Source organism: Mycobacterium saskatchewanense (genome assembly GCF_010729105.1).
In the GTDB taxonomy this organism is placed as follows: domain Bacteria; phylum Actinomycetota; class Actinomycetes; order Mycobacteriales; family Mycobacteriaceae; genus Mycobacterium; species Mycobacterium saskatchewanense.
Genome location: NZ_AP022573.1, coordinates 5,860,751 through 5,883,758 on the forward strand (window position 1 = coordinate 5,860,751; position 23,008 = coordinate 5,883,758).

General features: G+C 69.7%; 22 protein-coding genes. 16 read left to right on the forward strand and 6 right to left on the reverse strand.

Annotation, left to right across the window (positions count from 1 at the left end):
• The first annotated feature begins 11 nt into the window (after window positions 1–11).
• Window positions 12–206, forward strand: coding sequence for a DUF3046 domain-containing protein (locus tag G6N56_RS27575; protein ID WP_085257675.1), 195 nt, complete (start codon window positions 12–14; stop codon window positions 204–206).
• A 106-nt stretch (window positions 207–312) separates the two neighbouring features.
• Here the strand turns inward: G6N56_RS27575 and G6N56_RS27580 are convergent, their stop codons facing one another.
• Complete coding sequence (locus tag G6N56_RS27580; RefSeq protein WP_085257717.1) at window positions 313–960, reverse strand: (2Fe-2S)-binding protein; 648 nt, start codon at window positions 958–960, stop codon at window positions 313–315.
• Between the two features lie 162 nt (window positions 961–1,122).
• Between G6N56_RS27580 and recA the strand changes: the two genes are divergently transcribed.
• From recA to G6N56_RS27600, 4 genes are read left to right on the forward strand one after another with little or no spacing between them, the layout of a single operon-like run.
• Complete coding sequence (recA, locus tag G6N56_RS27585) at window positions 1,123–2,175, forward strand: recombinase RecA (protein WP_085257674.1); 1,053 nt, start codon at window positions 1,123–1,125, stop codon at window positions 2,173–2,175.
• Entirely contained in the window at window positions 2,141–2,662 is a 522-nt protein-coding gene (gene recX, locus G6N56_RS27590; RefSeq protein WP_085257673.1) for a recombination regulator RecX, read from the forward strand. The genes recA and recX overlap by 35 nt, the downstream gene beginning before the upstream one ends.
• A 60-nt stretch (window positions 2,663–2,722) precedes the next feature.
• On the forward strand, window positions 2,723–4,225 hold the full coding sequence (miaB, locus tag G6N56_RS27595) for a tRNA (N6-isopentenyl adenosine(37)-C2)-methylthiotransferase MiaB (RefSeq protein ID WP_163645235.1): 1,503 nt from the start codon (window positions 2,723–2,725) through the stop codon (window positions 4,223–4,225).
• Window positions 4,222–4,815 (forward strand): Rv2732c family membrane protein, encoded by a 594-nt coding sequence (locus G6N56_RS27600; protein ID WP_085257671.1) that lies wholly within the window; start codon window positions 4,222–4,224, stop codon window positions 4,813–4,815. The genes miaB and G6N56_RS27600 overlap by 4 nt, the downstream gene beginning before the upstream one ends.
• Here G6N56_RS27600 and G6N56_RS27605 read toward each other — a convergent pair.
• Window positions 4,812–6,176 (reverse strand): DUF349 domain-containing protein, encoded by a 1,365-nt coding sequence (locus G6N56_RS27605; protein WP_085257670.1) that lies wholly within the window; start codon window positions 6,174–6,176, stop codon window positions 4,812–4,814. The genes G6N56_RS27600 and G6N56_RS27605 overlap by 4 nt on opposite strands.
• A 418-nt stretch (window positions 6,177–6,594) precedes the next feature.
• Here G6N56_RS27605 and G6N56_RS27610 point away from each other — a divergent pair, with 418 nt between their 5' ends.
• The 7 genes from G6N56_RS27610 to G6N56_RS27640 all read left to right on the forward strand — a co-directional run bounded on the left by G6N56_RS27610 (window position 6,595) and on the right by G6N56_RS27640 (window position 15,662).
• Window positions 6,595–7,584, forward strand: coding sequence for a DMT family transporter (locus tag G6N56_RS27610; RefSeq protein ID WP_169717545.1), 990 nt, complete (start codon window positions 6,595–6,597; stop codon window positions 7,582–7,584).
• Between the two features lie 30 nt (window positions 7,585–7,614).
• Window positions 7,615–8,298: a class III extradiol ring-cleavage dioxygenase family protein gene (locus tag G6N56_RS27615; protein ID WP_085257669.1), complete on the forward strand. Its 684-nt coding sequence runs from the start codon at window positions 7,615–7,617 to the stop codon at window positions 8,296–8,298.
• Entirely contained in the window at window positions 8,295–9,212 is a 918-nt protein-coding gene (gene miaA / locus G6N56_RS27620) for a tRNA (adenosine(37)-N6)-dimethylallyltransferase MiaA (RefSeq protein WP_085257668.1), read from the forward strand. The genes G6N56_RS27615 and miaA overlap by 4 nt, the downstream gene beginning before the upstream one ends.
• A 57-nt stretch (window positions 9,213–9,269) precedes the next feature.
• A complete protein-coding gene (gene dapF / locus G6N56_RS27625) occupies window positions 9,270–10,154 on the forward strand; it encodes a diaminopimelate epimerase (RefSeq protein WP_085257667.1) in 885 nt (294 codons plus the stop codon).
• A gap of 46 nt (window positions 10,155–10,200) precedes the next feature.
• Window positions 10,201–11,622: a GTPase HflX gene (gene hflX / locus G6N56_RS27630; protein ID WP_085257666.1), complete on the forward strand. Its 1,422-nt coding sequence runs from the start codon at window positions 10,201–10,203 to the stop codon at window positions 11,620–11,622.
• A 180-nt stretch (window positions 11,623–11,802) separates the two neighbouring features.
• Window positions 11,803–12,963: an acyl-CoA dehydrogenase family protein gene (locus G6N56_RS27635; RefSeq protein WP_085257665.1), complete on the forward strand. Its 1,161-nt coding sequence runs from the start codon at window positions 11,803–11,805 to the stop codon at window positions 12,961–12,963.
• A 491-nt stretch (window positions 12,964–13,454) separates the two neighbouring features.
• Window positions 13,455–15,662 (forward strand): LGFP repeat-containing protein, encoded by a 2,208-nt coding sequence (locus G6N56_RS27640; RefSeq protein WP_085257664.1) that lies wholly within the window; start codon window positions 13,455–13,457, stop codon window positions 15,660–15,662.
• A 30-nt stretch (window positions 15,663–15,692) separates the two neighbouring features.
• On the opposite strand, the gene lexA is transcribed toward G6N56_RS27640, so the two are convergent.
• Window positions 15,693–16,391 (reverse strand): transcriptional repressor LexA, encoded by a 699-nt coding sequence (gene lexA, locus G6N56_RS27645; RefSeq protein ID WP_085257663.1) that lies wholly within the window; start codon window positions 16,389–16,391, stop codon window positions 15,693–15,695.
• A gap of 291 nt (window positions 16,392–16,682) precedes the next feature.
• Here lexA and G6N56_RS27650 point away from each other — a divergent pair, with 291 nt between their 5' ends.
• The 3 genes from G6N56_RS27650 (at window position 16,683) to G6N56_RS27660 (ending at window position 18,324) form a co-directional block, all read left to right on the forward strand.
• A complete protein-coding gene (locus G6N56_RS27650) occupies window positions 16,683–17,177 on the forward strand; it encodes a LysM peptidoglycan-binding domain-containing protein (RefSeq protein ID WP_085257662.1) in 495 nt (164 codons plus the stop codon).
• A 161-nt stretch (window positions 17,178–17,338) separates the two neighbouring features.
• Window positions 17,339–17,803: a transcriptional regulator NrdR gene (gene nrdR, locus G6N56_RS27655; RefSeq protein WP_085257661.1), complete on the forward strand. Its 465-nt coding sequence runs from the start codon at window positions 17,339–17,341 to the stop codon at window positions 17,801–17,803.
• 35 nt (window positions 17,804–17,838) lie between these two features.
• Window positions 17,839–18,324, forward strand: a complete 486-nt coding sequence (locus tag G6N56_RS27660) for a peroxynitrite isomerase (protein WP_085257660.1) — start codon at window positions 17,839–17,841, stop codon at window positions 18,322–18,324.
• 52 nt (window positions 18,325–18,376) lie between these two features.
• On the opposite strand, the gene G6N56_RS27665 is transcribed toward G6N56_RS27660, so the two are convergent.
• The gene (locus tag G6N56_RS27665; protein ID WP_085257659.1) at window positions 18,377–19,408 is read right to left on the reverse strand and encodes an alpha/beta fold hydrolase; all 1,032 of its coding nucleotides are present in this window, start codon (window positions 19,406–19,408) and stop codon (window positions 18,377–18,379) included.
• Between the two features lie 102 nt (window positions 19,409–19,510).
• Window positions 19,511–20,485 carry a proteasome assembly chaperone family protein gene (locus G6N56_RS27670; protein ID WP_085257658.1) on the reverse strand — a complete coding sequence of 325 codons (975 nt, stop codon included), beginning with the start codon at window positions 20,483–20,485 and terminating at the stop codon, window positions 19,511–19,513.
• Window positions 20,486–20,683: 198 nt separating this feature from the next.
• Between G6N56_RS27670 and G6N56_RS27675 the strand changes: the two genes are divergently transcribed.
• Window positions 20,684–21,508, forward strand: a complete 825-nt coding sequence (locus tag G6N56_RS27675) for a trypsin-like serine peptidase (RefSeq protein ID WP_085257657.1) — start codon at window positions 20,684–20,686, stop codon at window positions 21,506–21,508.
• Here the strand turns inward: G6N56_RS27675 and sthA are convergent.
• Window positions 21,505–22,920: a Si-specific NAD(P)(+) transhydrogenase gene (gene sthA / locus G6N56_RS27680; protein WP_085257656.1), complete on the reverse strand. Its 1,416-nt coding sequence runs from the start codon at window positions 22,918–22,920 to the stop codon at window positions 21,505–21,507. The two genes, G6N56_RS27675 and sthA, sit on opposite strands and share 4 nt — an antisense overlap.
• Window positions 22,921–23,008 lie beyond the last annotated feature (88 nt).

Here is a 23,008-nt window from a genome sequence, read left to right on the forward strand (position 1 = left end):
TCTTGGCTGACGTGCGGCTGACGGAGTTCAACGAGCGGGTCGTCCTGCGATTCGGCGCTGCCTACGGCGCATCGGTGTTGGTGGATCACGTGCTGACCGGTCTCGACGGCCGGACCGCCGCCCAGGCGATCGAGGACGGCGTCGAGCCCCGCGACGTCTGGCGGGCCCTGTGTGTCGACTTCGACGTGCCTCGCGATCAGTGGTGAGCGGCGCTCGGACCCGGACTGCGCCGGACCCAGACTGCGCTCAGCGCGTCGGTCGGCGAGCGTTTCGCACCCTCACCGCAGGGTCGCCGCCACCGGCGCAGGGTCGCTATAGGGGACAGTCGCCGCACGTCGAGCCGCCCGGCACGCGGTAGAACAGGCAGCAGCTGGTACGCCGGAAGGCCAGGTTCGGGCCGCTGATCGCCCCCGTTCCGGCCAGCTTGCCGGTGCGCAGCAGGGCGCCGGTGATCTCGGTGATCGGCGCGCGCAGGTCGGGCCGGGCCGAGAGGAGCAGCCGCGACGTCCCCACCAGCGCGGACGCGATGTTGCCGGATAGCAGGCCGGGCGCCACCCCCACCCGGAGTCCGGCCGCGAGCGGTTCCAGGTGGTCCCGCACGACGACGCGGTACAACAATTGCGCCGATGGCGCGGCGGGCCGGCCGACGGGCTCGGGCAGCCGCAGCCGCGTGCCGTCCTCGGCCCGCTGCAGCCTTGTCAGGTCGGGCAGGACGCCGTGGCAGACCGCGCACGCCAGGACCGGCGACCACAGCCTCGCGGCGTGGCCCAGCTGGACCAGCGAGGCCGCAACCCGCTGCTCCGCGGTGCCGTAACGAGCGGCGGTGGTCTGCACCAAATCCGTGAACCCGTCGGCGTAGCACTGGGTTACCGGGCGCCATCCGGCGTCGCTGCCGCCCACGACCAGCGCGAAAAACCCTCCATAGGAGGAGATCTCGGCCAGTTCCGCGGAGATGTCCATGAGCATTTTCGTTCGGCACCCGGCGTGTCAGGCTTGAATCGAACAGGTGTTCGGCTACTGTGGTGGGCGTTCGGGAAGTCGACTTGTCGGTGGCCTTCTCTAGTGTCACGGCCAACCGACCGATACCGGTCATGAGAACACACCGACTATAGGAGAGGCACCATGACGCAAGCCCCCGACCGTGAGAAGGCTCTCGAGCTGGCGATGGCCCAGATCGAAAAGAGCTACGGCAAAGGCTCGGTGATGCGTCTCGGCGACGAGATGCGTCAGCCGATCTCGGTCATCCCGACCGGATCCATCGCACTGGACGTCGCCCTGGGCATCGGCGGCCTGCCGCGCGGCCGGGTCGTGGAGATCTACGGTCCGGAGTCCTCGGGTAAGACCACCGTCGCGCTGCACGCGGTGGCCAATGCCCAGGCCGCCGGCGGCGTCGCGGCGTTCATCGACGCCGAGCACGCCCTGGACCCGGACTACGCCAAGAAGCTCGGCGTCGACACCGATGCCCTGTTGGTCAGCCAGCCCGACACCGGTGAGCAAGCCCTGGAGATCGCCGACATGCTGATCCGCTCCGGCGCGCTGGACGTCCTGGTCATCGACTCGGTGGCGGCCCTGGTGCCGCGCGCGGAGCTCGAAGGCGAGATGGGGGATAGCCACGTGGGCCTGCAGGCGCGGCTGATGAGCCAGGCGCTGCGGAAGATGACCGGCGCGCTGAACAATTCGGGTACCACGGCAATCTTCATCAACCAGCTCCGGGAGAAGATCGGGGTGATGTTCGGCAGCCCCGAGACCACCACCGGCGGCAAGGCTTTGAAGTTCTACGCCTCGGTGCGCATGGACGTGCGCCGGATCGAGACGCTCAAGGACGGCACCAACGCGGTCGGCAACCGCACCCGGGTGAAGATCGTCAAGAACAAGGTGTCGCCGCCCTTCAAGCAGGCCGAGTTCGACATCCTCTACGGCCGGGGCATCAGTAGGGAGGGTTCGCTGATCGACATGGGTGTGGACCAGGGCTTCATCCGCAAGTCCGGTTCCTGGTTCACCTACGAGGGCGAGCAGCTTGGCCAGGGCAAGGAGAACGCCCGCAACTTCCTGATGGAGAACGCCGACGTGGCCAACGAGATCGAGAAGAAGATCAAGGAAAAGCTCGGCATTGGCGCGGTCGTGACCGATGACCCCTCAAATGACAGCGTCCTGCCCGCCCCCGTCGACTTCTGAGTTCTCTCGCGAGGAGCAGGCTCGGGCGCTGTGCCTGCGCCTGCTCACTGCGAGAGCGCGCACCCGGGCCGAATTGTCCGGTCAGTTGGCCAAACGCGGCTATCCCGATGATGTCAGCGCTACCGTGCTCGACCGGCTCGCCGCCGTCGGCCTGATCGACGACAGCGACTTCGCCGAGCAATGGGTGCAGTCCCGCCGGGTCAAGAGCAGGCGGGCCCTGGCCGCCGAATTGCACACCAAGGGTGTCGATAAAGAGGTCATCACCGAGGCGCTGGCCGGGCTCGACGCCGGTGCCGAGCGCGACCGCGCCGAGCAGTTGGTGCGGTCCAAGCTGCGGCGGGAGACGCTGGACGGCGACGGCAAAGAAGAGGCGCGGGTGACCCGCCGGCTGGTGGCGATGCTGGCGCGGCGCGGGTACGGCCAGAACCTGGCGTGCGAGGTCGTCCTGGCCGAGCTGGCCGCCGAACGGGAGCGCCGGCGCGTCTAGCCGGTGACGTGCGCTTTCTCGCGTGCCATCGGGTCGCCGTACCATGGCTCCGTGACTTCGATGGTGGTTTCGGCGCGGACGTATCAAGTCCGCACGTACGGCTGCCAGATGAACGTTCACGACTCGGAGCGGTTGGCGGGCCTGCTGGAGGCGGCTGGCTACCGGCGGGCCGCCGAGGGTGCGGACGCGGACGTGGTGGTTTTCAACACCTGCGCGGTGCGGGAGAACGCAGACAACAAGCTGTACGGCAACCTCAGCCACCTCGCCCCGCGCAAGCGCGACAATCCCGACATGCAGATCGCGGTCGGCGGATGCCTGGCCCAGAAGGACCGGGAGGCGTTGCTGCGCAAGGCGCCGTGGGTCGACGTCGTGTTCGGCACCCACAACCTCGGGTCGCTGCCGACGCTGCTGGACCGGGCCCGGCATAACAGGGTCGCCCAGGTCGAGATCGCCGAGGCGTTGCAGGAGTTCCCGTCAGCGCTGCCGAGCGCGCGCGAATCCGCCTATGCGGCATGGGTTTCCATCTCGGTCGGGTGTAACAACACCTGCACCTTCTGCATCGTCCCGTCGCTGCGCGGCAAGGAGGTCGATCGCAACCCGGCGGACGTCCTCGCCGAGGTGCGGTCGCTGGTCGACGACGGCGTGCTCGAGGTCACCCTGCTGGGCCAGAACGTGAACGCCTACGGGGTGTCGTTCGCCGACGCCGCGCAGCCCCGGGATCGCGGCGCGTTCGCCAAGCTGTTGCGGGCCTGCGGGCGCATCGAGGGGCTCGAACGGGTGCGGTTCACGTCGCCGCATCCCGCCGAGTTCACCGACGACGTCATCGAGGCGATGGCCGAGACGCCCAACGTCTGTCCAGCCCTGCACATGCCGCTGCAGTCCGGGTCCGACCGCGTGCTGCGGGCCATGCGCCGGTCCTACCGCGCCGACCGCTACCTCGGCATCATCGACCGGGTCCGCTCGGCCATGCCGCACGCGGCGATCACCACCGACCTCATCGTCGGCTTCCCGGGTGAGACCGAGGAGGACTTCGCGGCCACGCTGGACGTCGTGCGGCAGGCGCGGTTCGCCGCGGCGTTCACGTTCCAATACTCCAAGCGGCCGGGCACGCCCGCCGCGGAACTCGACGGGCAGCTCCCCAAAGCCGTTGTACAGGAGCGCTACGAGCGGCTGATCGAGCTGCAGGAGCAGATCTCGCTCGAGGGCAACAGGGCGATGGTCGGGCAGACCGTCGAGTTGCTGGTCGCCACCGGCGAGGGGCGCAAGGACAGCCGCACCGCCCGCATGACCGGGCGCGCGCGCGACGGCCGGCTGGTGCACTTCGCGTCGGATCAACCCGGGGATCAACCCGCCGACCGGCCGGTGCGGCCCGGCGATGTCGTCACCGTCGCGATCACCGGCGCCGCGCCCCATCACCTGATCGCGGACGCCGGGGTCCTCACCCACCGCCGGACGCGGGCCGGCGACGCGTTCGCCGCGGGCCTGCGCCCGAAGGCCATCGGTCTGGGCATGCCGACCGTCGGCCCCACAAAACCCACCGAACCCCTGGGATGTGCGCGATGAAGAAAGAACACGCCGACCTGGACGCCCTGCGGACCGAGATCGAGGCGGCCGAACGGCGAGTGGCCAGCGAAATCGACCCCGGGCCAAGGGGTTTCGTGGTGGCAATCCTCGTTTTCGTGTTGCTGGGATCGTTCATCCTGCCGCACACCGGCGATGTGCGTGGCTGGGACGTGCTGTTCAGCAGCCACGGGGCCGGCGCGGCCGGGGTGGCCCTGCCGCATCGGGTGTTCGCCTGGCTGGCGCTGGTGTTCGGCGTCGGCTTCTCGATGCTGGCGCTGGTGACGCGGCGCTGGGCGCTGGCGTGGATCGCGCTGGCGGGTTCGGCCGTCGCCGGGGCGGCCGGGCTGCTGGCGGTCTGGTCGCGCCAGACCGTGGCGGCCGGGCATCCGGGCCCCGGTATCGGGCTGATCGTCGCGTGGATCACCGTGCTCGCCCTGACGTTCCAGTGGGCCCGTGTGGTGTGGTCGCGCACCATCGTGCAGCTGGCGGCCGAGGAGCAGCGGCGCCGGCTCGCCGCGGAGCAACAGTCGAAGACGCTGCTGGACACCCTCGACGACCCGGCCAAGCCCGAGGCGCCGCCCGGAACCTAGGTTCGGCGGGTCAGCGCCTCGGCGGCCGCGTCGGCCCACTGCCGCCACTGTTCGGCATTCGCCTTGGCCTGCTCGGCCTCTTTGGTGCGTCCCGCCGCCGCCGCCTTCTGCGCCTGCTGTTCGTACTGCTCGGCCCGGACGCGGAACTGCTCGGCCCTGGCCTGCGCCTGCGGATCGGCCCAACCGGCATCACCGGCGTCGCGGACCTTCTTCTCCACCGCGCGCAGCCGCCGCTCCAGGTCGGCGGAGCGGTCCCGCGGCACCTTGCCGATCGCGTCCCACTTGTCCGCGATCGAACGCAGGGCAGCCCGGGCGGCGTCGTGGTTGCTGGTGTCCAGCCGCTCCGCTTCGGCCAGCAGCGCTTCCTTCGCGGTGGCGTTGGCCTGCAGCTCCGCGTCCTTCTCGGCCGTCACCGCGTTGCGCGCCTTGAAGAAGACGTCCTGGGCCGCCTTGAAACGGCGCCACAGGGCGTCGTCGACGTCGCGGCTCGCCCGCCCCGCCGCTTTCCAATCGGTCAGCAACTTGCGGAATTCGGCGCTGGTGGCGGCCCAGTCGGTCGAACCGGACAACTCTTCGGCCCGCTCGCAGAGCTGCTCCTTGGCCTGTCGGATGCCGGATCGTTCCCGATCGAGCTCGGCGAAATGCGACCCCCGGCGCCGGTTGAAGGCGTCGCGCGCCGCGGAATAGCGCTTCCAGAGCGCGTCGTCGACCTTTCGGTCCAGCCCACTGATGCTCTTCCATTCGTCGAGGATGGCGCGCATTCGATCGCCGGCGATTTTCCACTGGGTCGAGTTGGCGGCGAGGTCCTCGGCCTCGGCTGCCAGCGCCTCCTTGCGGGCGGTCTGGGCGGCCCGGTGCTCGTCGCGTCGCGACCGCTCCGCCGCGACGGTCGCCTCGGCGCGCTCGATCAGCGCGGTCAGCCGGGCGGCCAGCGCGTCGACATCACCCAGAACCGACGCCGCCGGCACGGTCTCGGCCAGCGCTTTGGCGTTGGTCTTGATCTTGCGCGCGTCGCCGGTTCCCGACGCCAGGCGTTCCTCGAGGAGGGTCACCTCGGTGCTCAGGTCGTCAAACCGCCTGCCGAAGTGGGCGAAGGCCGCCTCTGGGTCCCCGGCCTGCCACGAGCCGACGACGCGCTCGCCCGCGGCGGTGATCAGCCAGACCGTGCCGTCGTCGTCGACCCGCCCGAACTTGTGCGGGTCACTGCGCGGGGCCGTCACCGCCGGCTGGGCCGCGGCGTGGACATTGGGTCGCGGGCCCGGGCTCGCCGGGCGGGGTCCGGGACGCGGCCCCGGGCGTGGTGCCGGGGGGCTGCCAACAGTCCCGGCCGGCTCGTCGCTGCGCGGCTCCTCAGTCGTCATGGAAACGTCACCACCTTTCGCGCGGTCAATGCCCGCGCACCTGCCGCGCACAGCGGCACCCGTGCGACCGATGTCACCGTCACCGTCGCTCCGTAACCGTATCCCCAAGTATTGAAGCAGCTTGCGCGGCGGCTCGTCGCCACCTCCGCCCCGGCCCGACGACGCGATCGTGACGGAATCGAAACCCGACCGTGCGGTCGCCGTGGACGTGACTGGCGGGGCATGACGGCAGACTGTTACAAAGGCGCACACAGCCGCGGCATAGCTCCGGGAGTCACGATGAAGATCCGGCGCGAATTCGGCTGGGTCGAGACCGTCGCTCTGCCGCACTACAGTGTTCGTGAACTGGTAGCGAACATCACGTGTACGCGCGATCTTTGCCGGGAACGCTGGTCCGAACGCTGATGAGGGGGTTCCCATGACGAAAGTCGACGTCGCGGCGCTGATCGCGTTGCTCGCGGCGCTGGCCTCCGCGATTGGTGACGTCATCCGGCAGCGCTCCGCGCAGGAGATCACCGACCAGGAAGTCGGCCACCTCGAGCTGTTCCGCATGTCCCTGCGCGACAAGCGATGGTGGCTGGGCGGAATGGCGGCGGTGGTCAACTACAGCCTGCAGGCCGCGGCGCTGGCCTGGGGGTCCGTGGTACTGGTAACCGCGCTGCAGGTCGCGGCGCTGCTGTTCGCCCTGCCCATCTACGCGCGGCTGAGCAAACACCGCGTGACCCGCTGGGAGTGGCTCTGGGCGCTGGTGCTCGCCGGCGCCCTGGCGGTGGTCATCATCGTCGGCGACCCGGCATCCGGCCACCAGCGGGCGCCGCTGTCCACCTGGCTCATCGTGGCCGCAGTGATGGGCCCGGCGCTGGTGCTGTGCGTGCTCGGGGCGCGCGTCTGGCGCGGACGCCCGGTCGCGGCGATCCTCCTGGCCCTGGTCGCGGGTTCCTCGTTGGCGCTGTTCGCCGTGGTGACCAAGGGCGTGGTCGAGGTGGCCGAGGAGGGCCCGGCGGCCGTCCTGCGCGCCCCCGAGTTCTACCCGTGGCTGTTGATCGCGCTCTGCGGCATGATCTTCCAGCAGTCCGCGTTCCGGGCCGGCGCGCTCACCGCGTCGCTACCCACGATGACTGTCGCCAAGCCCGTGGTGGCCGGCGTGCTCGGGGTAACCGTCCTCGGCGAGACGCTAGGGGCCCGGGGGCCGGCGGCGATCGTCGGGCTCGTCGCGGTCGGAGTGGTGATCGTGGCGACCGTCGCGCTGGCGCACGGCGAGGCCGCCTCGATGGCGGCCGAAACAGCCCACGAGCCGGCGCTCACCGGCTCGCACGAGAGCTTGCCCGGCGACGACCCGGCCATCGGCTACGCGGCGGACGCCCCGGCCGCGCCGGCCGCGTCGAAGGGCGCCCGGACCAGCCCCTAGGGTCCGGCGGCGAGGCGTTAGTTTGGTGGCGTGCTGAGCGCCATCGCGATCGTTCCCTCGGCGCCGGTTCTCGTCCCCGAGCTGGCCGGGGCGGCGGCCGACGAGCTGGCCGATCTTTCGACGGCGGTGGCGGCCGCGGTCGCCTTCCTGCCGTCCCACTGGGTGGCCATCGGCACGGGTGAGGCCGACACCATACTGGGCCCCGAGGCCGCCGGCACGTTCGCCGGATTCGGTGTCGACGTGCCGGTCCGGCTGTCCCCACACGCCGACCGCACGGCCCCGTTCCCGGTGTGTGCGCTGATCGCGGCGTGGGCACGCGGCCAGCTCCGGCCCGACGCCACCGCGCAGGCCCGCGTGTACCGCGCCGACCACGACGCCGACACCGCACTGACCCGCGGCAGGAGTTTGCGCGCCGAGCTCGACGAGACACCCGACCCGGTCGGCGTGCTGGTCGTGGCCGACGGCGCGAACACCCTCACACCGGCCGCGCCCGGCGGCTACCGCCCGGGCGACGCCGGCGCGCAGCTCGCCCTGGACGACGCGCTGGCCACCGGTGACGTCGCCGCCCTGGCCCGGCTGCCGCGGCAGGTCCGCGGCCGGGTCGCGTTCCAGGTGCTGGCCGGGCTGGCCGAACCGGGCCCGCGCTCGGCGAAGGAGCTCTACCGGGGAGCGCCCTACGGCGTGGGCTACTTCGCCGGCGCCTGGCAGCCGTGAGGCCGCTGGCGATCATCGGGCCCACGGGCACCGGCAAGTCGCAGCTGGCCCTCGACGTCGCCGAGCGCCTCGGCGGCGAGGTGGTCAACGCCGACGCGATGCAGCAGTACCGCGGCATGGACATCGGCACCGCGAAGCTGCCGGTCGGACAGCGGCGGGGCATCCCGCACCACCAGCTCGACGTCCTGACGGTCACCGAGACCGCGACCGTCGCCCGTTACCAGCAGGCCGCCGCCGCGGACATCGAGGCGATCGCGGCCCGGGGCGCGGTGTCGGTGGTGGTGGGCGGTTCGATGCTCTACATCCAGTCGCTACTGGACGACTGGTCGTTCCCCGCCACCGACCCCGCCGTGCGGGCGCGCTGGGAGGAGCGGCTCGCCGAGGTGGGTGTCGGTCAGTTGCACGCCGAGCTGGCGCGCCGCGACCCGGCGGCCGCCGCGGCGATCCTGCCCACCGACGCCCGTCGCACCGTGCGGGCACTCGAGGTCGTCGAGCTCACCGGCCGGCCCTTCGCGGCGTCGGCGCCGCGCATCGGCGCGCCGCGCTGGGACACGGCCATCATCGGACTGGACACCGAGACAACGGTTCTCGACGAACGGCTGGCCCGCCGCACCGACGCCATGTTCGACCAGGGCCTGCTCGACGAGGTGACCGCGCTGCTCGGCGAGGGCCTGCGCGGCGGGGTCACCGCCTCGCGCGCCCTGGGTTACGCGCAGGTCATCGCGGCGCTCGACGCCGGGGGTGCGCCCGAGCAGCTGCGCGAGGCCCGCGAACTGACGTACGTGGGCACGCGACGCTACGTTCGGCGGCAGCGGTCGTGGTTTCGCCGCGACCATCGGGTGCACTGGCTGGACGCGGCCGATCCGGCCGGCCTCGCCGACAGCGCCGTGCGGGCCTGGCGGCACGTATCCTGAGCAGGTGATCCGCCCCGACGACGATGATGCCGGCCCAGTCGGCCAGGGGTGGCGCGGATGAGGTTCGCCAAGGGCCACGGCACCGAGAACGACTTCGTCCTGCTGCCCGACATCGACGCCGAGCTGACGCTCGACGCCGGGCGGCTGGCCGCGTTGTGCGACCGGCGCCGCGGCCTGGGGGCCGACGGGGTGTTGCGGGTCACCACGGCGGGAGCCGCCCGGGCCGCCGGCGTGCTGGACCGCCTGCCCGACGGGGTGGGCGCGGGCGACTGGTACATGGATTACCGCAACGCCGACGGGTCGACGGCCCAGATGTGCGGCAACGGCGTTCGGGTGTTCGCGCACTACCTGCGCGCCAGCGGTCTGGAGAGCCGGGACGAGTTCGTGGTCGGCTCCCTGGCGGGACCCCGGCCCGTGACCGTGCACCACGCCGATCCCACGAACGCCGACGTCACCGTCGACATGGGCAAGGCCAACACGCTGGGAAGCGGGGGGCCGGCATTCGACGCGACAGTGGGCGGCCGCCGGTTCGCCGGTCTCGGCGTGGACGTCGGCAATCCGCACCTGGCATGCGTGGACCCCGGCCTGACCGCCGACGATCTGGCGGCGCTGGATGTGGCCGGGCCCGTGCGCTTCGACCGGGGTCAATTCCCGGACGGCGTCAACATCGAGGTGGTCACGGCACCGGTCGACGGGGTGGTCCGGATGCGGGTCCACGAGCGCGGCGTCGGGGAAACGCGCTCCTGCGGCACCGGGACGGTCGCGGCCGCGGTGGCGGCACTGACCGGTGCGGGCGCGGACACCGGGACGCTGACGGTGCGGGTGCCCGGCGGCGACGTCGTCGTCACGATCACCGAGGCGACCAGCTACCTGCGGGGACCGTCGGTCCTGGTGGCGCACGGCGAGATCAGCGGGGAATGGTGGCGGGCCCAGCAGCGTTAATTCCCGTGCATGTCGCCGATTCGGCGTGCATCATCGTTTATTGCCTATGACAAATCCTGAATTCTCCAATCGCCCCATGCCGGAGCCGAGCGTCGGCGAACTCGCCCTCGAGGATCGGTCGGCGCTGCGCCGTGTCGCCGGCCTGTCGACCGAGCTCACCGACGTCTCCGAGGTCGAGTACCGCCAGCTGCGGCTGGAGCGGGTCGTCCTGGTCGGCGTGTGGACCGACGGCACCGCCGCCGACAGCGAGGCCAGCATGGCCGAGCTGGCGGCCCTGGCCGAGACCGCCGGCTCCCAGGTGCTCGACGCCCTGATCCAGCGCCGCGACAAGCCGGACCCATCCACCTACATCGGTTCCGGCAAGGCCCAGGAGCTGCGCGAAGTGGTGCTGGCCACCGGCGCCGACACGGTCATCTGCGACGGCGAACTCTCGCCGGCCCAGCTGACCGCGCTGGAAAAGGCGGTCAAGGTCAAGGTCATCGACCGCACCGCGCTGATCCTCGACATCTTCGCTCAGCACGCCACGAGCCGGGAGGGCAAGGCGCAGGTGTCGCTGGCGCAAATGGAGTACATGCTGCCGCGGCTGCGCGGCTGGGGTGAGTCCATGTCACGTCAGGCCGGCGGTCGCGCCGGCGGCAGCGGCGGGGGAGTGGGCCTGCGTGGTCCCGGTGAGACCAAGATCGAGACGGACCGCCGCCGCATCCGCGAGCGGATGTCTAAGCTTCGCCGCGACATCAAGGACATGAAGCAGGTCCGCGACACCCAGCGCAGCCGCCGGCTGAGCAGCGAAGCGCCGTCGGTCGCGATCGTCGGCTACACCAACGCCGGCAAGTCCAGCCTGCTCAACGCGCTGACGGGTGCCGGGGTGCTGGTGCAGGACGCGCTGTTCGCGACCCTGGAACCCACCACCCGGCGCGCGGAGTTCTGCGACGGCCGCCCGTTCGTGCTCACCGATACCGTCGGGTTCGTCCGCCACCTGCCCACCCAACTGGTCGAGGCGTTCCGCTCCACGTTGGAGGAGGTCGTCGACGCCGACCTGCTGGTGCACGTGGTCGACGGCTCGGACGCCAACCCGCTGGCCCAGATCAACGCGGTCCGTCAGGTGATCTCCGACGTGATCGCCGACCACAAGGGGAATCCGCCACCCGAGCTGCTGGTGGTCAACAAGATCGATGCCGCGAGCGACCTGGCACTGGCCAAGCTTCGGCACGCGCTGCCGGAGGCGGTGTTCGTCTCCGCGCGCACCGGCGACGGAATCGAGGCTCTGCGCCGGCGCATGTCCGAACTCGTAGCCCCCAGTGACGCTGCCGTGGACGTGATGATCCCGTACGACCGGGGTGACCTGGTGGCGCGCCTGCACGCCGACGGGCGCGTGCAGCAGGAGGAGCACAGCGCCGACGGCACCCGGATCAAGGCGCTGGTGCCGGTGGCGCTGGCGGCCAACCTGCGGCAGTTCTCCGCGCACTGACCCGCGCGAGACCGGCAGCTGCACACACCCGTGGGGTGGGTCTGGGTGCAGTATCGCTGTCGCGCGAGACCCGCGCCCAGCCGGAGACCCAGCGAAGCCGCCCCGACCTGCCACCCCGCCGACCAACCGCCCGGTTGGTATATGTTGGGCGGCAGAGTCCCCATTCGCCGGAGGTCAGCCATGAGCGGTGCCGTCAAGTACCAGCGCACTCTTTTCGAGCCCGAGCACGAACTCTTCCGTGAGTCGTATCGGGCATTCCTCGAGCGCCACGTCGCCCCTTATCACGACGAATGGGAGAAGGCGAAGATCGTTGACCGCGGCGTGTGGCTCGAGGCGGGCAAACAGGGCTTCCTCGGCATGGCGGTGCCCGAAGAATACGGCGGCGGCGGCGACCCCGACTTCCGCTACAACACGATCATCACCGAGGAAACCACCGCCGGGCGTTACAGCGGAATCGGTTTCGGCTTGCACAACGACATCGTGGCGCCCTACCTTCTGGCCCTGGCCACCGAGGAGCAGAAACAGCGCTGGCTGCCCAAGTTCTGCACCGGCGAACTGATCACCGCGATCGCGATGACCGAGCCCGGAACCGGAAGCGACCTGCAGGGCATCAAGACGCGCGCGGTCAAGCAGGGTGACCACTACGTGCTCAACGGCTCAAAGACGTTCATTACCAACGGAATCAACGCCGATCTGGTGATCGTCGTCGCGCAGACCGATCCGGACAAAGGCGCGCAAGGCTTTTCGCTGCTCGTGGTCGAGCGCGGCATGGAAGGCTTCGAACGCGGCCGTCACCTGGACAAGGTTGGCCTCGATGCCCAGGACACGGCCGAATTGTCGTTCACCGACGTCAAGGTTCCGGCCGAGAACCTGCTCGGCCAGGAGGGCATGGGGTTCATCTATCTCATGCAGAACCTGCCGCAGGAACGCATCTCGATCGCCATCATGGCGGCCGCGGCCATGGAGCAGGTGCTCGAGGCGACCCTCCAATACACCAAGGAGCGCAAGGCGTTTGGCAAGCCGATCGGCAGTTTCCAGAACAGCCGTTTCGTGCTCGCCGAGTTGGCGACCGAAGCCACCGTGGTCCGCATCATGGTCGACGAATTCATCCGGCTGCACCTGGACAAGAAGCTGACGGCCGAGCAGGCCGCGATGGCCAAGTGGTACAGCACCGAAAAGCAGGTGCACCTGATCGACCGGTGTCTGCAGCTGCACGGCGGCTACGGGTACATGCGCGAATACCCCGTTGCCCGCGCCTATCTGGATGCGCGCGTGCAGACCATCTACGGCGGCACGACCGAAATCATGAAGGAGATCATCGGCCGCAGCCTCGGCGTCTGATCCGGCGGGGATTTCGCCCGGATTCAGCGCCTTTGGGTCGGGTTGACCCTCGCCCGGTAAGGCCGTTCACGTACCGTCGGCGCATGTGGTCCGCGTACGCCGATCGTGTGGTCGCGCACCGTCATGCGAGTGTCCGCGGCGTCTATTGGTGCGTCGGTGACCACGCGGCCATGGGGAAACCGCCATTGTCGGCGGCCGATGCGATAACCGAATCGGATCGGCGCGCAATCGGTTGGCCGCGATTCGGGCGCAGTCGTGCATCATTTCGACATCGGTGCGGTATCCGTTTTTGTACTATTTGTCATTTGACTTCGCATTTCTCTTCCTCAGGGGCAAAGTTGTGCGAGCCCGGTGGCGATGCGGGTCGTATAGGGATCGATTCCCGTTGGGGGGAGACGACCCGCTCGCCGGGTCTGCACGGAACGGGCGTGGTCGCATCCAGAGGCCGCGCCCGTCGGCTGGGAGGCTTGGTGAAAGGGCACAGAGGGCACATGCGCAGGCTGGTCGGAAGCGCGCTGGTCGGTTTGGTGACCACGGCGCTCGCCGCCGCATTGCTGGCGCCCGTGGCTCTGGCGTCGCCGATCGGTGACGCCGAGGCCGCCATCATGGCCGCCTGGGAGAAGGCCGGCGGCGACACCTCACCGCTCGGTGCCCGCAAGGGCGACGTCTACCCGGTCGGCGAGGGGTTCGCGCTGGACTTCGACGGCGGCAAGATGTTCTACACCACGGACACCGGCGCGAAGTTCGTCTTCGGGCCGATCCTCGACAAGTACGAGTCGCTGGGTGGTCCGGCCGGCAGCGACCTGGGCTTCCCGACCATCAACGAAGTGCCCGGCCTCGTCGGCCCGGACAGCCGGGTCGCGACGTTTTCGGCCAGCGATAGGCCGGTGATCTTCTGGACCGCCGAGCACGGCGCCTTCGTGGTGCGCGGCGCCATGAATGCCGCGTGGGACAAGCTCGGCAGCTCGGGTGGGGTGCTCGGCGCTCCGGTCGGCGACGAGACCTACCAAGGCGAGGTCACGTCGCAGAAGTTCAGCGGCGGGCAGGTGTCCTGGAATCGGCAGACCAAGCAGTTCACGACCGAGCCGGCGGGCCTGGGCGACCAGCTGAAGGGCCTGCAGGTCCCGATCGATCCGACGGCGGCCATCAACATGGCCTGGCGCGCGGCGGGCGGAACCACGGGTCCATTGGGCGCCAAGCAAGGTGGGCAGTACCCCATCGGCGGCGATGGGATCGCCCAGAACTTTGCCGGCGGCAAGGTGTTCTTCAGCCCGGCCACCGGCGCCAACGCCGTGGAGAGCAACGTCCTGACCAAGTACGAGTCGCTGGGCGGGCCGGTCGGCAGCGACCTGGGTTTTCCGGTGGGCAACGAATCCGACGGCGGCATCGGACCGGCCAGCCGGATCTGCACGTTTTCGGCGGCCGACAAGCCGGTGATCTTCTGGACTGCCGATCACGGCGCGTTCGTCGTGCGCGGGGCCATGAAGGTCGCGTGGGACAAGCTGCGCGGCGCGGCCGGCAAGCTGGGCGCGCCGGTCGGCGATCAGGCCCTCGACGGCGACGTGATCTCGCAGCAGTTCGCCGGCGGCAAGATTTCGTGGAACCGGTCGAAGAATACTTTCAGCACCGATCCGGCCAACTTGGCGCCGCTGCTGACCGGCCTGCAGGTGCCCGGGCAGAACCAGCCGAGCGGCGCGGCCGCGCCGCCGTCCCACGCCAAGAAGTTCACCTGGCATTCGTGGTGGCTGCTGGCGGCGGTTCCGGTGCTGGTGCTGATCGCGTTGTCGGTGCTGGTCGCGTTCGGGTGGCGCCGTCGCCGGGCCGCCCACGGCGCTGCGCCCTACCAGCCGGGGGGCGATGCGGACGTCGGCTACGACTCCGCCGTTGAGCCGCGCTGGGGACACGAGGAGGCCGACGTCTCCGGTGAGCATTACCCGCCCGGCGACGTCCACCCACCGGAAATTCACGAGCCGGCGCCGCGAGTCAGCTGGCGACGCGGCGGCGCAGCCGAGGTCGAGGGCGGTGCGCCGGACGCGGCGGAATATGGCCACTTCGAGAACGAATTCGGGGCCGAGGACCCCGATGCCGTGGACACCGACTCCATCCCGATCGTGTCGGACGGCGATCTGGACCAGGCCTACCCCGGCGCCGGCTACCCGGAGGCGGGTTATGCGGAGGACGAGGCCGCGGAGCATGCCGACGCAGACACCGACGAGGGCGGCTATCCGCCGGCCGAATACACCGAGGTCGCCCTGGCGGACGATCACGCGGCCGACGTGGACGAGGCGGGCGACTGGGCAAACCCGGACGCCGCCGGTCCGCACGCCGACACCGATCTCGTGACGCCGGAGGCGGCCGCACCCGACGCCGAGGTCTCCGGCGCCGTCAACCCGGTCGACGCCGGACCGGCCGGGGAGCCGACCACCGGACGGCACGCGGCCATCGAGGTCGACGGTGCCGACGACGATGCGGCCGCCTGGCCGATTGTGGCAGCCAACTCGGTCCCCGCCGGTCGACCGACGATCCACCTACCGCTGGACGACCCCTACCAGGTGCCCGACGGGTATCCGATCAAGGCCAACGCCAGCTTCGGCCTGTATTACACCCCGGGGAGCGCGCTCTACCACGACACGCTCGCCGAGATCTGGTTGGCCAACGAGGATGTCGCGCGGGCCAACGGGTTCATCAAGGCCGACTGACGGTCGCCGCGCAGAGGAGTCGACCGTCAGTCAGATCTTGCGAATCACCGTCACGACCTTGCCGAGCACCGTGGCGTCGTTGCCCGGAATGGGATCAAAGGCCGGATTGTGCGGCATCAGCCACACTTGGCCGCCGGCGCGCCTGAACGTCTTGACGGTGGCCTCGCCGTCGAGCATGGCCGCGACGATGTCGCCGTTGTCCGCGACATGCTGCTGCCGCACGACCACCCAGTCGCCGTCGCAGATCGCAGCCTCCACCATCGAGTCGCCGACCACCTTGAGCAGGAACAGCGTGCCCTCGCCGACCAGCTCACGCGGGAGCGGGAAGACGTCTTCGACGGCTTCCTCGGCGAGGATCGGGCCGCCGGCCGCGATGCGCCCGAGGACGGGGACGAACGTCGGTTCCGGCAGCGCGTCGGAACCGGCGACTTCGGTGGCCGGCGCCGCCACCTCGTCGTCGGCGCCGCGGACGTCGACCGCCCGCGGCCGATTCGGGTCGCGGCGCAAATAGCCTTTGCGTTCCAGCGTCCGCAGTTGGTGGGCCACCGACGAGGTCGACGTGAGGCCGACCGCATCGCCGATTTCCCGGATGCTCGGCGGGTAGCCGCGGCTGGTCACCGACGCACGAATGACATTGAGAATGGTGCGCTGACGTTCGGTCAGCGTTGAATCCAGAGACGGCGCACGGCCGCCCCGCGCCGCCGACGAGGTGTCGTTGCTGTCGCTCATGGCACTGAGGGTAACCGCCGCGCGACGAAGAATCAAACATGTGTTCGACTGGCGTGTCGTGCCGGAAACCCCCGGAAAACAACCCGCACGCACGCGAATCACAATGGTGTAACTCTTCGGCGTACCGGGTATCTCAACTCCATGCCAGTGATAGCGACCGACGAACTTGTCGGTGGAGTGATCTAGCGTTCTGCTCGTCCGACACGCTTCGCTCACATGTTCGGTTATCGAACACACAAGCGATACAGTGTCGAACACACGAGCGAGGCATAGTTGACCGGAGGACTTGCGATGACCATCACCCACACACTCTCGCCGCGTACCAGCAGCATGCGGCGCCCGGTCAACGGACCGGTGCAGGGCCAACGTTACGGCCGGGACGGGGTGGCCCGCTCCCGCCGCCCCGGCCCGGCGAGGCCGGCGGTCGCGCCGCCGAGCTATTACGGCACCGGCGTCCGGGTGTCGGCCGCGCCTCACCGCAGGCGGCCCGTGACGCTGGCGACCACCATCGGGCTGGCTGTAGTGGCCGGGCTGATCACGCTGTGGCTGGGCCTGGTGGCCAACGTGGGCGAGGCGCTCAACGGCAGCTCCCCGGCCGCGGCGGCGCATGTGCCGGATCGGCTCGCCGTCGTGCGTGTCGAGGGCGGGGAGTCCCTCGAGGACCTCGCTCACCGGGTGGCGCCGGACGCGCCGGAGCGTCAGGTAGTGCAGCGCATCCGTGAACTCAACGACCTCGGTTCACCGACGCTGGTCGCGGGTCAGACCCTGATCGCGCCCGTCGGTTGACGGCGTTGCGCCCGCGCGACCAAACCTGGTCCGCGCCAACGCCCCTCGATCCCGACCGCGACAGCCGTGCCCGGCGTACGGCTGCGTTGGCCGTGCATGGCCGGGCGCGGGTACGCTCGGGTTCTGCGATATCCGGTTGACAGCGCGGCGAAGGAGCGGTGATGCACTGTCCTTTCTGCCGCCACCCCGACTCTCGGGTGATCGACTCGCGCGAAACCGATGAGGGCCAAGCCATTCGGCGGCGCCGGGCGTGCCCAGAGTGTGGGCGCCGATTCACCACGGTCGAGACAGCCGTGCTGGCCGTGGTCAAGCGCAGCGGGGTCACCGAGCCCTTCAGCCGGGAGAAGGTCATCAGCGGTGTGCGTCGGGCGTGCCAAGGCCGCCAGGTCGACGACGACGCGCTGAACCTGCTGGCCCAGCAGGTCGAGGACACCGTGCGCGCCGCGGGGTCGCCGGAGATCCCCAGCCACGAGGTCGGCCTGGCGATCCTGGGGCCGCTGCGCGATCTGGACGAGGTGGCGTACCTGCGGTTCGCGTCGGTGTATCGCTCCTTCTCGTCCGCGGAAGACTTCGAGCGCGAGATCAAGGCGCTCCGCGAGCAGCGCAAGGTAACCACCCCGAGCTGACCGGTTCCGGCCCCGGCGCGGCTAGTGTTTTTCGCATGCCCATCGACTTGCATCCGGACCTTGCGTCGTTGGCGCCCCTGCTGGGCACCTGGACCGGTCGGGGAGCCGGCAAGTACCCGACGATCCAGCCGTTCGACTATCTCGAAGAAGTCGTTTTCTCCCACGTCGGCAAGCCGTTTCTGGCGTACGGGCAAAAGACCCGGGCGGTGGCCGACGGCAAACCCCTGCACGCCGAGACCGGCTACCTCCGCGTGCCGCGGCCCGGCCACATCGAATTGGTCCTTGCCCACCCGAGCGGCATCACCGAGATCGAGGTCGGCACGTATTCGGCCACCGGCGGCCGCATCGACATGGAGCTGTCGACCACCTCGATCGGGCTGACCCCGACCGCCAAAGAGGTGACCGCGCTGAGTCGTTCCTTCCGCGTCGACGACGATCAGCTGTCGTACACCGTGCGGATGGCCGCCGTCGGCCAACCCCTGCAGGACCACCTCGCCGCGGTGCTGCACCGAGGGCACTGAACGCCAGTCGTCGGTGGCCGGCGCGCTCGCCGGCGACTCGCCCTGAAAAAGCTCAGGTGGCGCTGCGCTCGTCGGACCCCATCGCGTTCAGGACGGCGACGCGGGTGGGGGCGGGGCCGGTGACGGTCTTCTCGCCGCCACCGGTGCGCAGCAGTTCCCGCAGGGCGCCCTGGTTGTATTCGGCGGGTTCGGTGGTGTCGATGAAACGCTGCACGACATCGATGAAGCGGGCCGGGTCGTCGTGGAATGGGAAATGGCCGGAATCCTCGAAGATCTCGAGGCGCGAGCCCGGCATTGCGGCGTGCGCCATCCACGCGTGCCGGACCGGTACCACCGAGTCCTTGGCGCCCCAGACGATTTGCACCGGGATGGCCTCGGTCAGATAGCAGCGATCCAGCATGGTGACGATCTGCCCGCGCCAGTCCACCACCGCCCGCAGTGTCCGGCTGAACGCCGCCGAGGCCGTCGGTTCGGGCAGGTCGTCGAGGATCCGGAGCATGTTGGGCAGGTCGCGGCCCAGCCCGGAGCTGCCCAGCATGGTGCCCAGCACCCGTCCGAAGACCTGAACCGCCGGCAGCACCAGGGGCAGTCGCAACAGCGCGAGCGCCTCACTGCCCATCGGCAGGGAGGCGCATCGCAGCACGAAGTTCACGTCCTTGGTGACGCCGCCGGCGCCGACCAGGATCAGCCGCTCCACCAGATGCGGGAACTGGTAGGCGAACTGCATCGCGACCCCGCCGCCGAGGGAATGGCCGATGATGGTCGCGCGCTCGATGTCCAGGACGCTGAGCAGGTCCCGCATCCCGTTCGCGTAGGCGGCGATTGAGTAGTCGGCGCGGGGCTTGTCGGACCGCCCGTGGCCCAGCAGATCGGGGGCGATCACGGTGAACCGCTGAGCGAGCTTGGCCTGCACGGCATTCCACGTGGTCGAGTTGTCCCCGATGCCGTGGATCAACAGGATCGCCGGGCCGGAGCCGGCGATCCGGTAGGCCCGCTTATAGCCGTGGATGGTGCGGAACTCCAGCGTGGGCGCGGTCACTTCGCGCACCGGGCGGAGCTTGGCTTTGCTCTTCCGCTCGGTCATCTCGCGCACCTTTTTAGTCGGGCCGGGTGTCGGGCCGGGCCATGGCCATTCAATCGAGCAACGGATCAATCAACGATCGGGCAATACTCCTGCGCGCAAAACTCATGCCTGGTCCTCGTCGTCGAGTTTCTTCTCCGCCTGCTGGGCCAAGAATCGCTCGAACTCCGCACCAAGCTCGTCGCCGCTAGGCAGATCCTCGTCGCGTGCTAGTAACGACCTGTTCTCCTGAGCGTCGATGAACGCATCGTACTGTCGCTCGAGTGCGGCCACCACTTGAGCGACTTCCGCGCTCGCTTGGACTTGTTCGTCGATGCGGCCACGGATTTCCGTGGCCGCTTCCGACAGCGCCGACAGCGGCAGCTCCAGCGATCCCGTCTTCGCCACCTGCTCGAGCAACGCCTGGGCGGCGGCGGGGTAGTCGGTCTGCGTCAGGTAGTGCGGGACGTGCACCGTGAACCCGACGACCTCGTGTCCGTGCTGGGCCATCCGGAATTCGAGCAGGTTGGACGCGCTGCCGGGCACCTGGATCTCGGAGATCCAGGGCGTGAAGTCGGCGATCAGCTCGGGGTTGTTGGAGTGCGCCGTCATCGTGATCGGCCGGGTGTGCGGGACCGCCATCGGGACGGTGCCCAGGCCGATGGTCTGACGCACCCCGAGCCGCTCGGCGAGCAGGCGCACGGCGGTGATGAAGCGCTCCCACTTCAGGTCCGGCTCCATGCCGGCCAGCAACAGAAACGGGGTGCCGACACTGTCGCGCAGCGCGTAGAGGCTCAACTCGGGGTCGTCGTAGTGGGTGAAGTGGTCGCTCTTGAACGTCATGAGCGGTCGCCGCGATCGGTAGTCCAGCAACTCGTCGATGGCGAAGGAAGCGACCAGTTCGGCGTCCAGCGCCGCCTTCAGGTGCGCGGCGGCGAGCCGGATCGCGTGGCCGGCATCCGAAAAGCCCTGCAAGGCGTGCACCAACACCGGGCCGCGGCCATCCGCGGCGGACAGCTGGGGCGCCGGAAACTCCAGGTCGTACATGCCGTGCTGCCCGGGCTGGTAGTAGGCGTCATCCGGGTCTTGATGGTGGGCCATGGGGGATTGCCTCCTCTCGGGGGGTCTATCCAGGGTGCCCTACCAAGTGTCCACTAAATCGGCGGGCGCCAGGAAACAACAGTGAACTTCGAGTCGCGCTCGTTTGTTGAAACGCACTGGCGTTCGTGCCTAATCCACGGCCCTGACCACGCGGCGCGACGCGCTCGGCGCGCGCCGGTCAGGCATGATGGGACCCAAATGCGCGCTCCGATGTTCTTGCTGTGCCCGGTGGTCGGCCTGGCGACGCTGATGACGTCGTGCGTCCGGCCGGGCGACCATGCGGCAGGTCCGATCGTGCCCGTTCCGCGGGCCAGCGGGCCCGTGCAGCGGCTGGCCCAGCCCCAGCAGAGGGCCGCCGCCGGCCCGGTGGACCCCGACAGGCGCGTCGGAGCCATCTTCATCGACGGCGGCGCCCTGCACGTGTGCACGGGCTCGGTGGTGCATTCGACGGGCGGCAACCTAATGATCACCGCGGCGCACTGCCTGGCCGGCGCCTCCCAGATCACCTTCGTCCCGGGGTTGGCGGGTGATGCCCCGCCCGCCCCGGCCGACGTGTGGAAGGCCGACGCCGTCTACCTCGACCCCCGCTGGTCGGCCAGCAAGGATCCGCACGCGGACTACGCGATCGCGCGGGTGAGCAACGACGCCGCCGGGTCGGTCGAATCGCACGTCGGCCTGGCCCTGACACTGGGCTCCACGCCGCCGCCCGGCAGCCGCGTCACGGTGCTGGGATACCCGGCCGGGGTGGGCGGCTCGCCGATCGGGTGTCAGGCCAGCACATCGATCAATGACAGCGGGTTTCCGGCCTTGGCTTGCGAGGGGCTGGTGGACGGCACCAGCGGTGCGCCCTGGGTCAGCGGCACCACGCTCACGGGACTGATCGGCGGTTTCGAGCGCGGCGGCTGCGCGCCGAGCGTGTCCTACTCGGCGCCGTTCGACGAGCATGTCGCCCAGCTGCTGGCCCGGGCCGACGCCGGCGGTCCCGGCGATACCGTGCCGAACGACGTGCCGGATACCTGCTAGCGGCGAAACTGGTTGAGCGCCCGGATCTTGTTCATCACGTCGAGCGCGGCCACCTTGTAGGCCTCGGAGAACGTCGGGTAGTTGAACACCGCGTCGACCAGGTACTCCACGGTGCCCCCGCAGCCCATCACGGCCTGGCCGATGTGCACCATCTCGGTGGCGCTGGTGCCGAAGATGTGCACCCCTAGCAGGCGCAGGTCTTCCGTGGACACCAGCAGTTTGAGCATCCCGTAGGAGTCACCGGCGATCTGGCCGCGGGCGAGCTCGCGGTAGCGGGCGATGCCCACCTCGTAGGGGATCGCATCCTTCGTCAGCTCGACCTCGGTGGCCCCGACGTAGGACACCTCCGGGATCGAGTAGATGCCGATCGGCTGCAGCTCGGTGATGCCTTCCGTCGGCTCCCCGAACGCGTGGTACGCGGCGATCCGGCCCTGTTCCATCGAGGTCGAGGCCAGGGCGGGGAAGCCGATCACATCACCCACGGCGTAGATGTGGGGCACCTTCGTCTGGAACGTGTCGTCGACAAAGATCCGCCCCCGGTTGTCGCACTCGAGCTCCGCATTGTGCAGGTCCAGGTGGTCGGTTTGCCCTTGGCGCCCCGCCGAATACATCACCGTCTCGGCGGGAATCTGTTTGCCGCTGGCCAGGGTGGTGACGGTGCCCGCGGAGCCGACGTCGACCGCGGTCACCTCCTCGCCGAAGCGGAACGTGACCGCCAGGTCGCGCAGGTGGAACTTGAGCGCCTCGACGACCTCGGGGTCGCAGAAGTCGAGCATGTCGCTCCGCTTCTCCACGACGGTCACCTTGGTGCCCAGCGCGGCGAACATGGAGGCGTACTCGATCCCGATCACCCCGGCGCCCACCACCACCATCGACGACGGCAGCGACTTGAGATCGAGGATGCCGTCGGAGTCCAGCACGCGCTCCTCGTCGAACTCGACCCCGGAGGGCCGCGCGGGCCGCGTGCCGGTGGCGATCACGATGTACTCGCCGCTGACGGTTACCTTTTCGCGCCGGGAGGGATCCTCGACGAGGATGGTGTGCGGGTCCAGGAACCGACCGTGGCCGACTAGCAGGTCGATGCGGTTGCGCATCAGCTGGTTGCGCACCACGTCGACTTCCTTGCCGATCACATGCTGGGTGCGGGCCAGCAGGTCGGCCGGCGTGATCCGCTCCTTCACCCGGTAGCTGGCGCCGTACAGCTCGCGCTGGTTCATCCCGGTCAGGTAAACCACCGCTTCGCGCAACGTCTTTGACGGGATGGTGCCGGTGTTGACGCACACTCCGCCGAGCATGCGGCCTCGTTCGATGATCGCGACGGACTTGCCCAGTTTGGCCGAGGCGATGGCGGCCTTCTGGCCGCCGGGCCCAGAACCGAGGACCACCATGTCGTACTCTTGCGCCGACTCCATGCGCTAAACAGTAAAGCAGCTGCACTCACAGTGCTGGGTTCATACACAGGCCGGCGACCCGACCGGCTCGGGTGAGCACCGGCTGACG

What these genes read in the sequence shown, in the direction of transcription:
- G6N56_RS27640 (WP_085257664.1), top strand. Translation starts at nt 13,455, where the DNA reads ATGCGCAGGCTGGTCGGAAGCGCGCTGGTCGGTTTGGTGACCACGGCG.
- G6N56_RS27635 (WP_085257665.1), top strand. Translation starts at nt 11,803, where the DNA reads ATGAGCGGTGCCGTCAAGTACCAGCGCACTCTTTTCGAGCCCGAGCAC.
- recA (WP_085257674.1), top strand. Translation starts at nt 1,123, where the DNA reads ATGACGCAAGCCCCCGACCGTGAGAAGGCTCTCGAGCTGGCGATGGCC.
- G6N56_RS27650 (WP_085257662.1), top strand. Translation starts at nt 16,683, where the DNA reads ATGACCATCACCCACACACTCTCGCCGCGTACCAGCAGCATGCGGCGC.
- miaB (WP_163645235.1), top strand. Translation starts at nt 2,723, where the DNA reads ATGGTGGTTTCGGCGCGGACGTATCAAGTCCGCACGTACGGCTGCCAG.
- nrdR (WP_085257661.1), top strand. Translation starts at nt 17,339, where the DNA reads ATGCACTGTCCTTTCTGCCGCCACCCCGACTCTCGGGTGATCGACTCG.
- G6N56_RS27675 (WP_085257657.1), top strand. Translation starts at nt 20,684, where the DNA reads ATGCGCGCTCCGATGTTCTTGCTGTGCCCGGTGGTCGGCCTGGCGACG.
- G6N56_RS27665 (WP_085257659.1), bottom strand. Translation starts at nt 19,408, where the DNA reads ATGACCGAGCGGAAGAGCAAAGCCAAGCTCCGCCCGGTGCGCGAAGTG.
- lexA (WP_085257663.1), bottom strand. Translation starts at nt 16,391, where the DNA reads ATGAGCGACAGCAACGACACCTCGTCGGCGGCGCGGGGCGGCCGTGCG.
- G6N56_RS27580 (WP_085257717.1), bottom strand. Translation starts at nt 960, where the DNA reads ATGGACATCTCCGCGGAACTGGCCGAGATCTCCTCCTATGGAGGGTTT.
- G6N56_RS27605 (WP_085257670.1), bottom strand. Translation starts at nt 6,176, where the DNA reads ATGACGACTGAGGAGCCGCGCAGCGACGAGCCGGCCGGGACTGTTGGC.
- hflX (WP_085257666.1), top strand. Translation starts at nt 10,201, where the DNA reads ATGACAAATCCTGAATTCTCCAATCGCCCCATGCCGGAGCCGAGCGTC.
- sthA (WP_085257656.1), bottom strand. Translation starts at nt 22,920, where the DNA reads ATGGAGTCGGCGCAAGAGTACGACATGGTGGTCCTCGGTTCTGGGCCC.
- G6N56_RS27660 (WP_085257660.1), top strand. Translation starts at nt 17,839, where the DNA reads ATGCCCATCGACTTGCATCCGGACCTTGCGTCGTTGGCGCCCCTGCTG.
- G6N56_RS27600 (WP_085257671.1), top strand. Translation starts at nt 4,222, where the DNA reads ATGAAGAAAGAACACGCCGACCTGGACGCCCTGCGGACCGAGATCGAG.
- dapF (WP_085257667.1), top strand. Translation starts at nt 9,270, where the DNA reads ATGAGGTTCGCCAAGGGCCACGGCACCGAGAACGACTTCGTCCTGCTG.
- recX (WP_085257673.1), top strand. Translation starts at nt 2,141, where the DNA reads ATGACAGCGTCCTGCCCGCCCCCGTCGACTTCTGAGTTCTCTCGCGAG.
- G6N56_RS27670 (WP_085257658.1), bottom strand. Translation starts at nt 20,485, where the DNA reads ATGGCCCACCATCAAGACCCGGATGACGCCTACTACCAGCCCGGGCAG.
- G6N56_RS27610 (WP_169717545.1), top strand. Translation starts at nt 6,595, where the DNA reads ATGACGAAAGTCGACGTCGCGGCGCTGATCGCGTTGCTCGCGGCGCTG.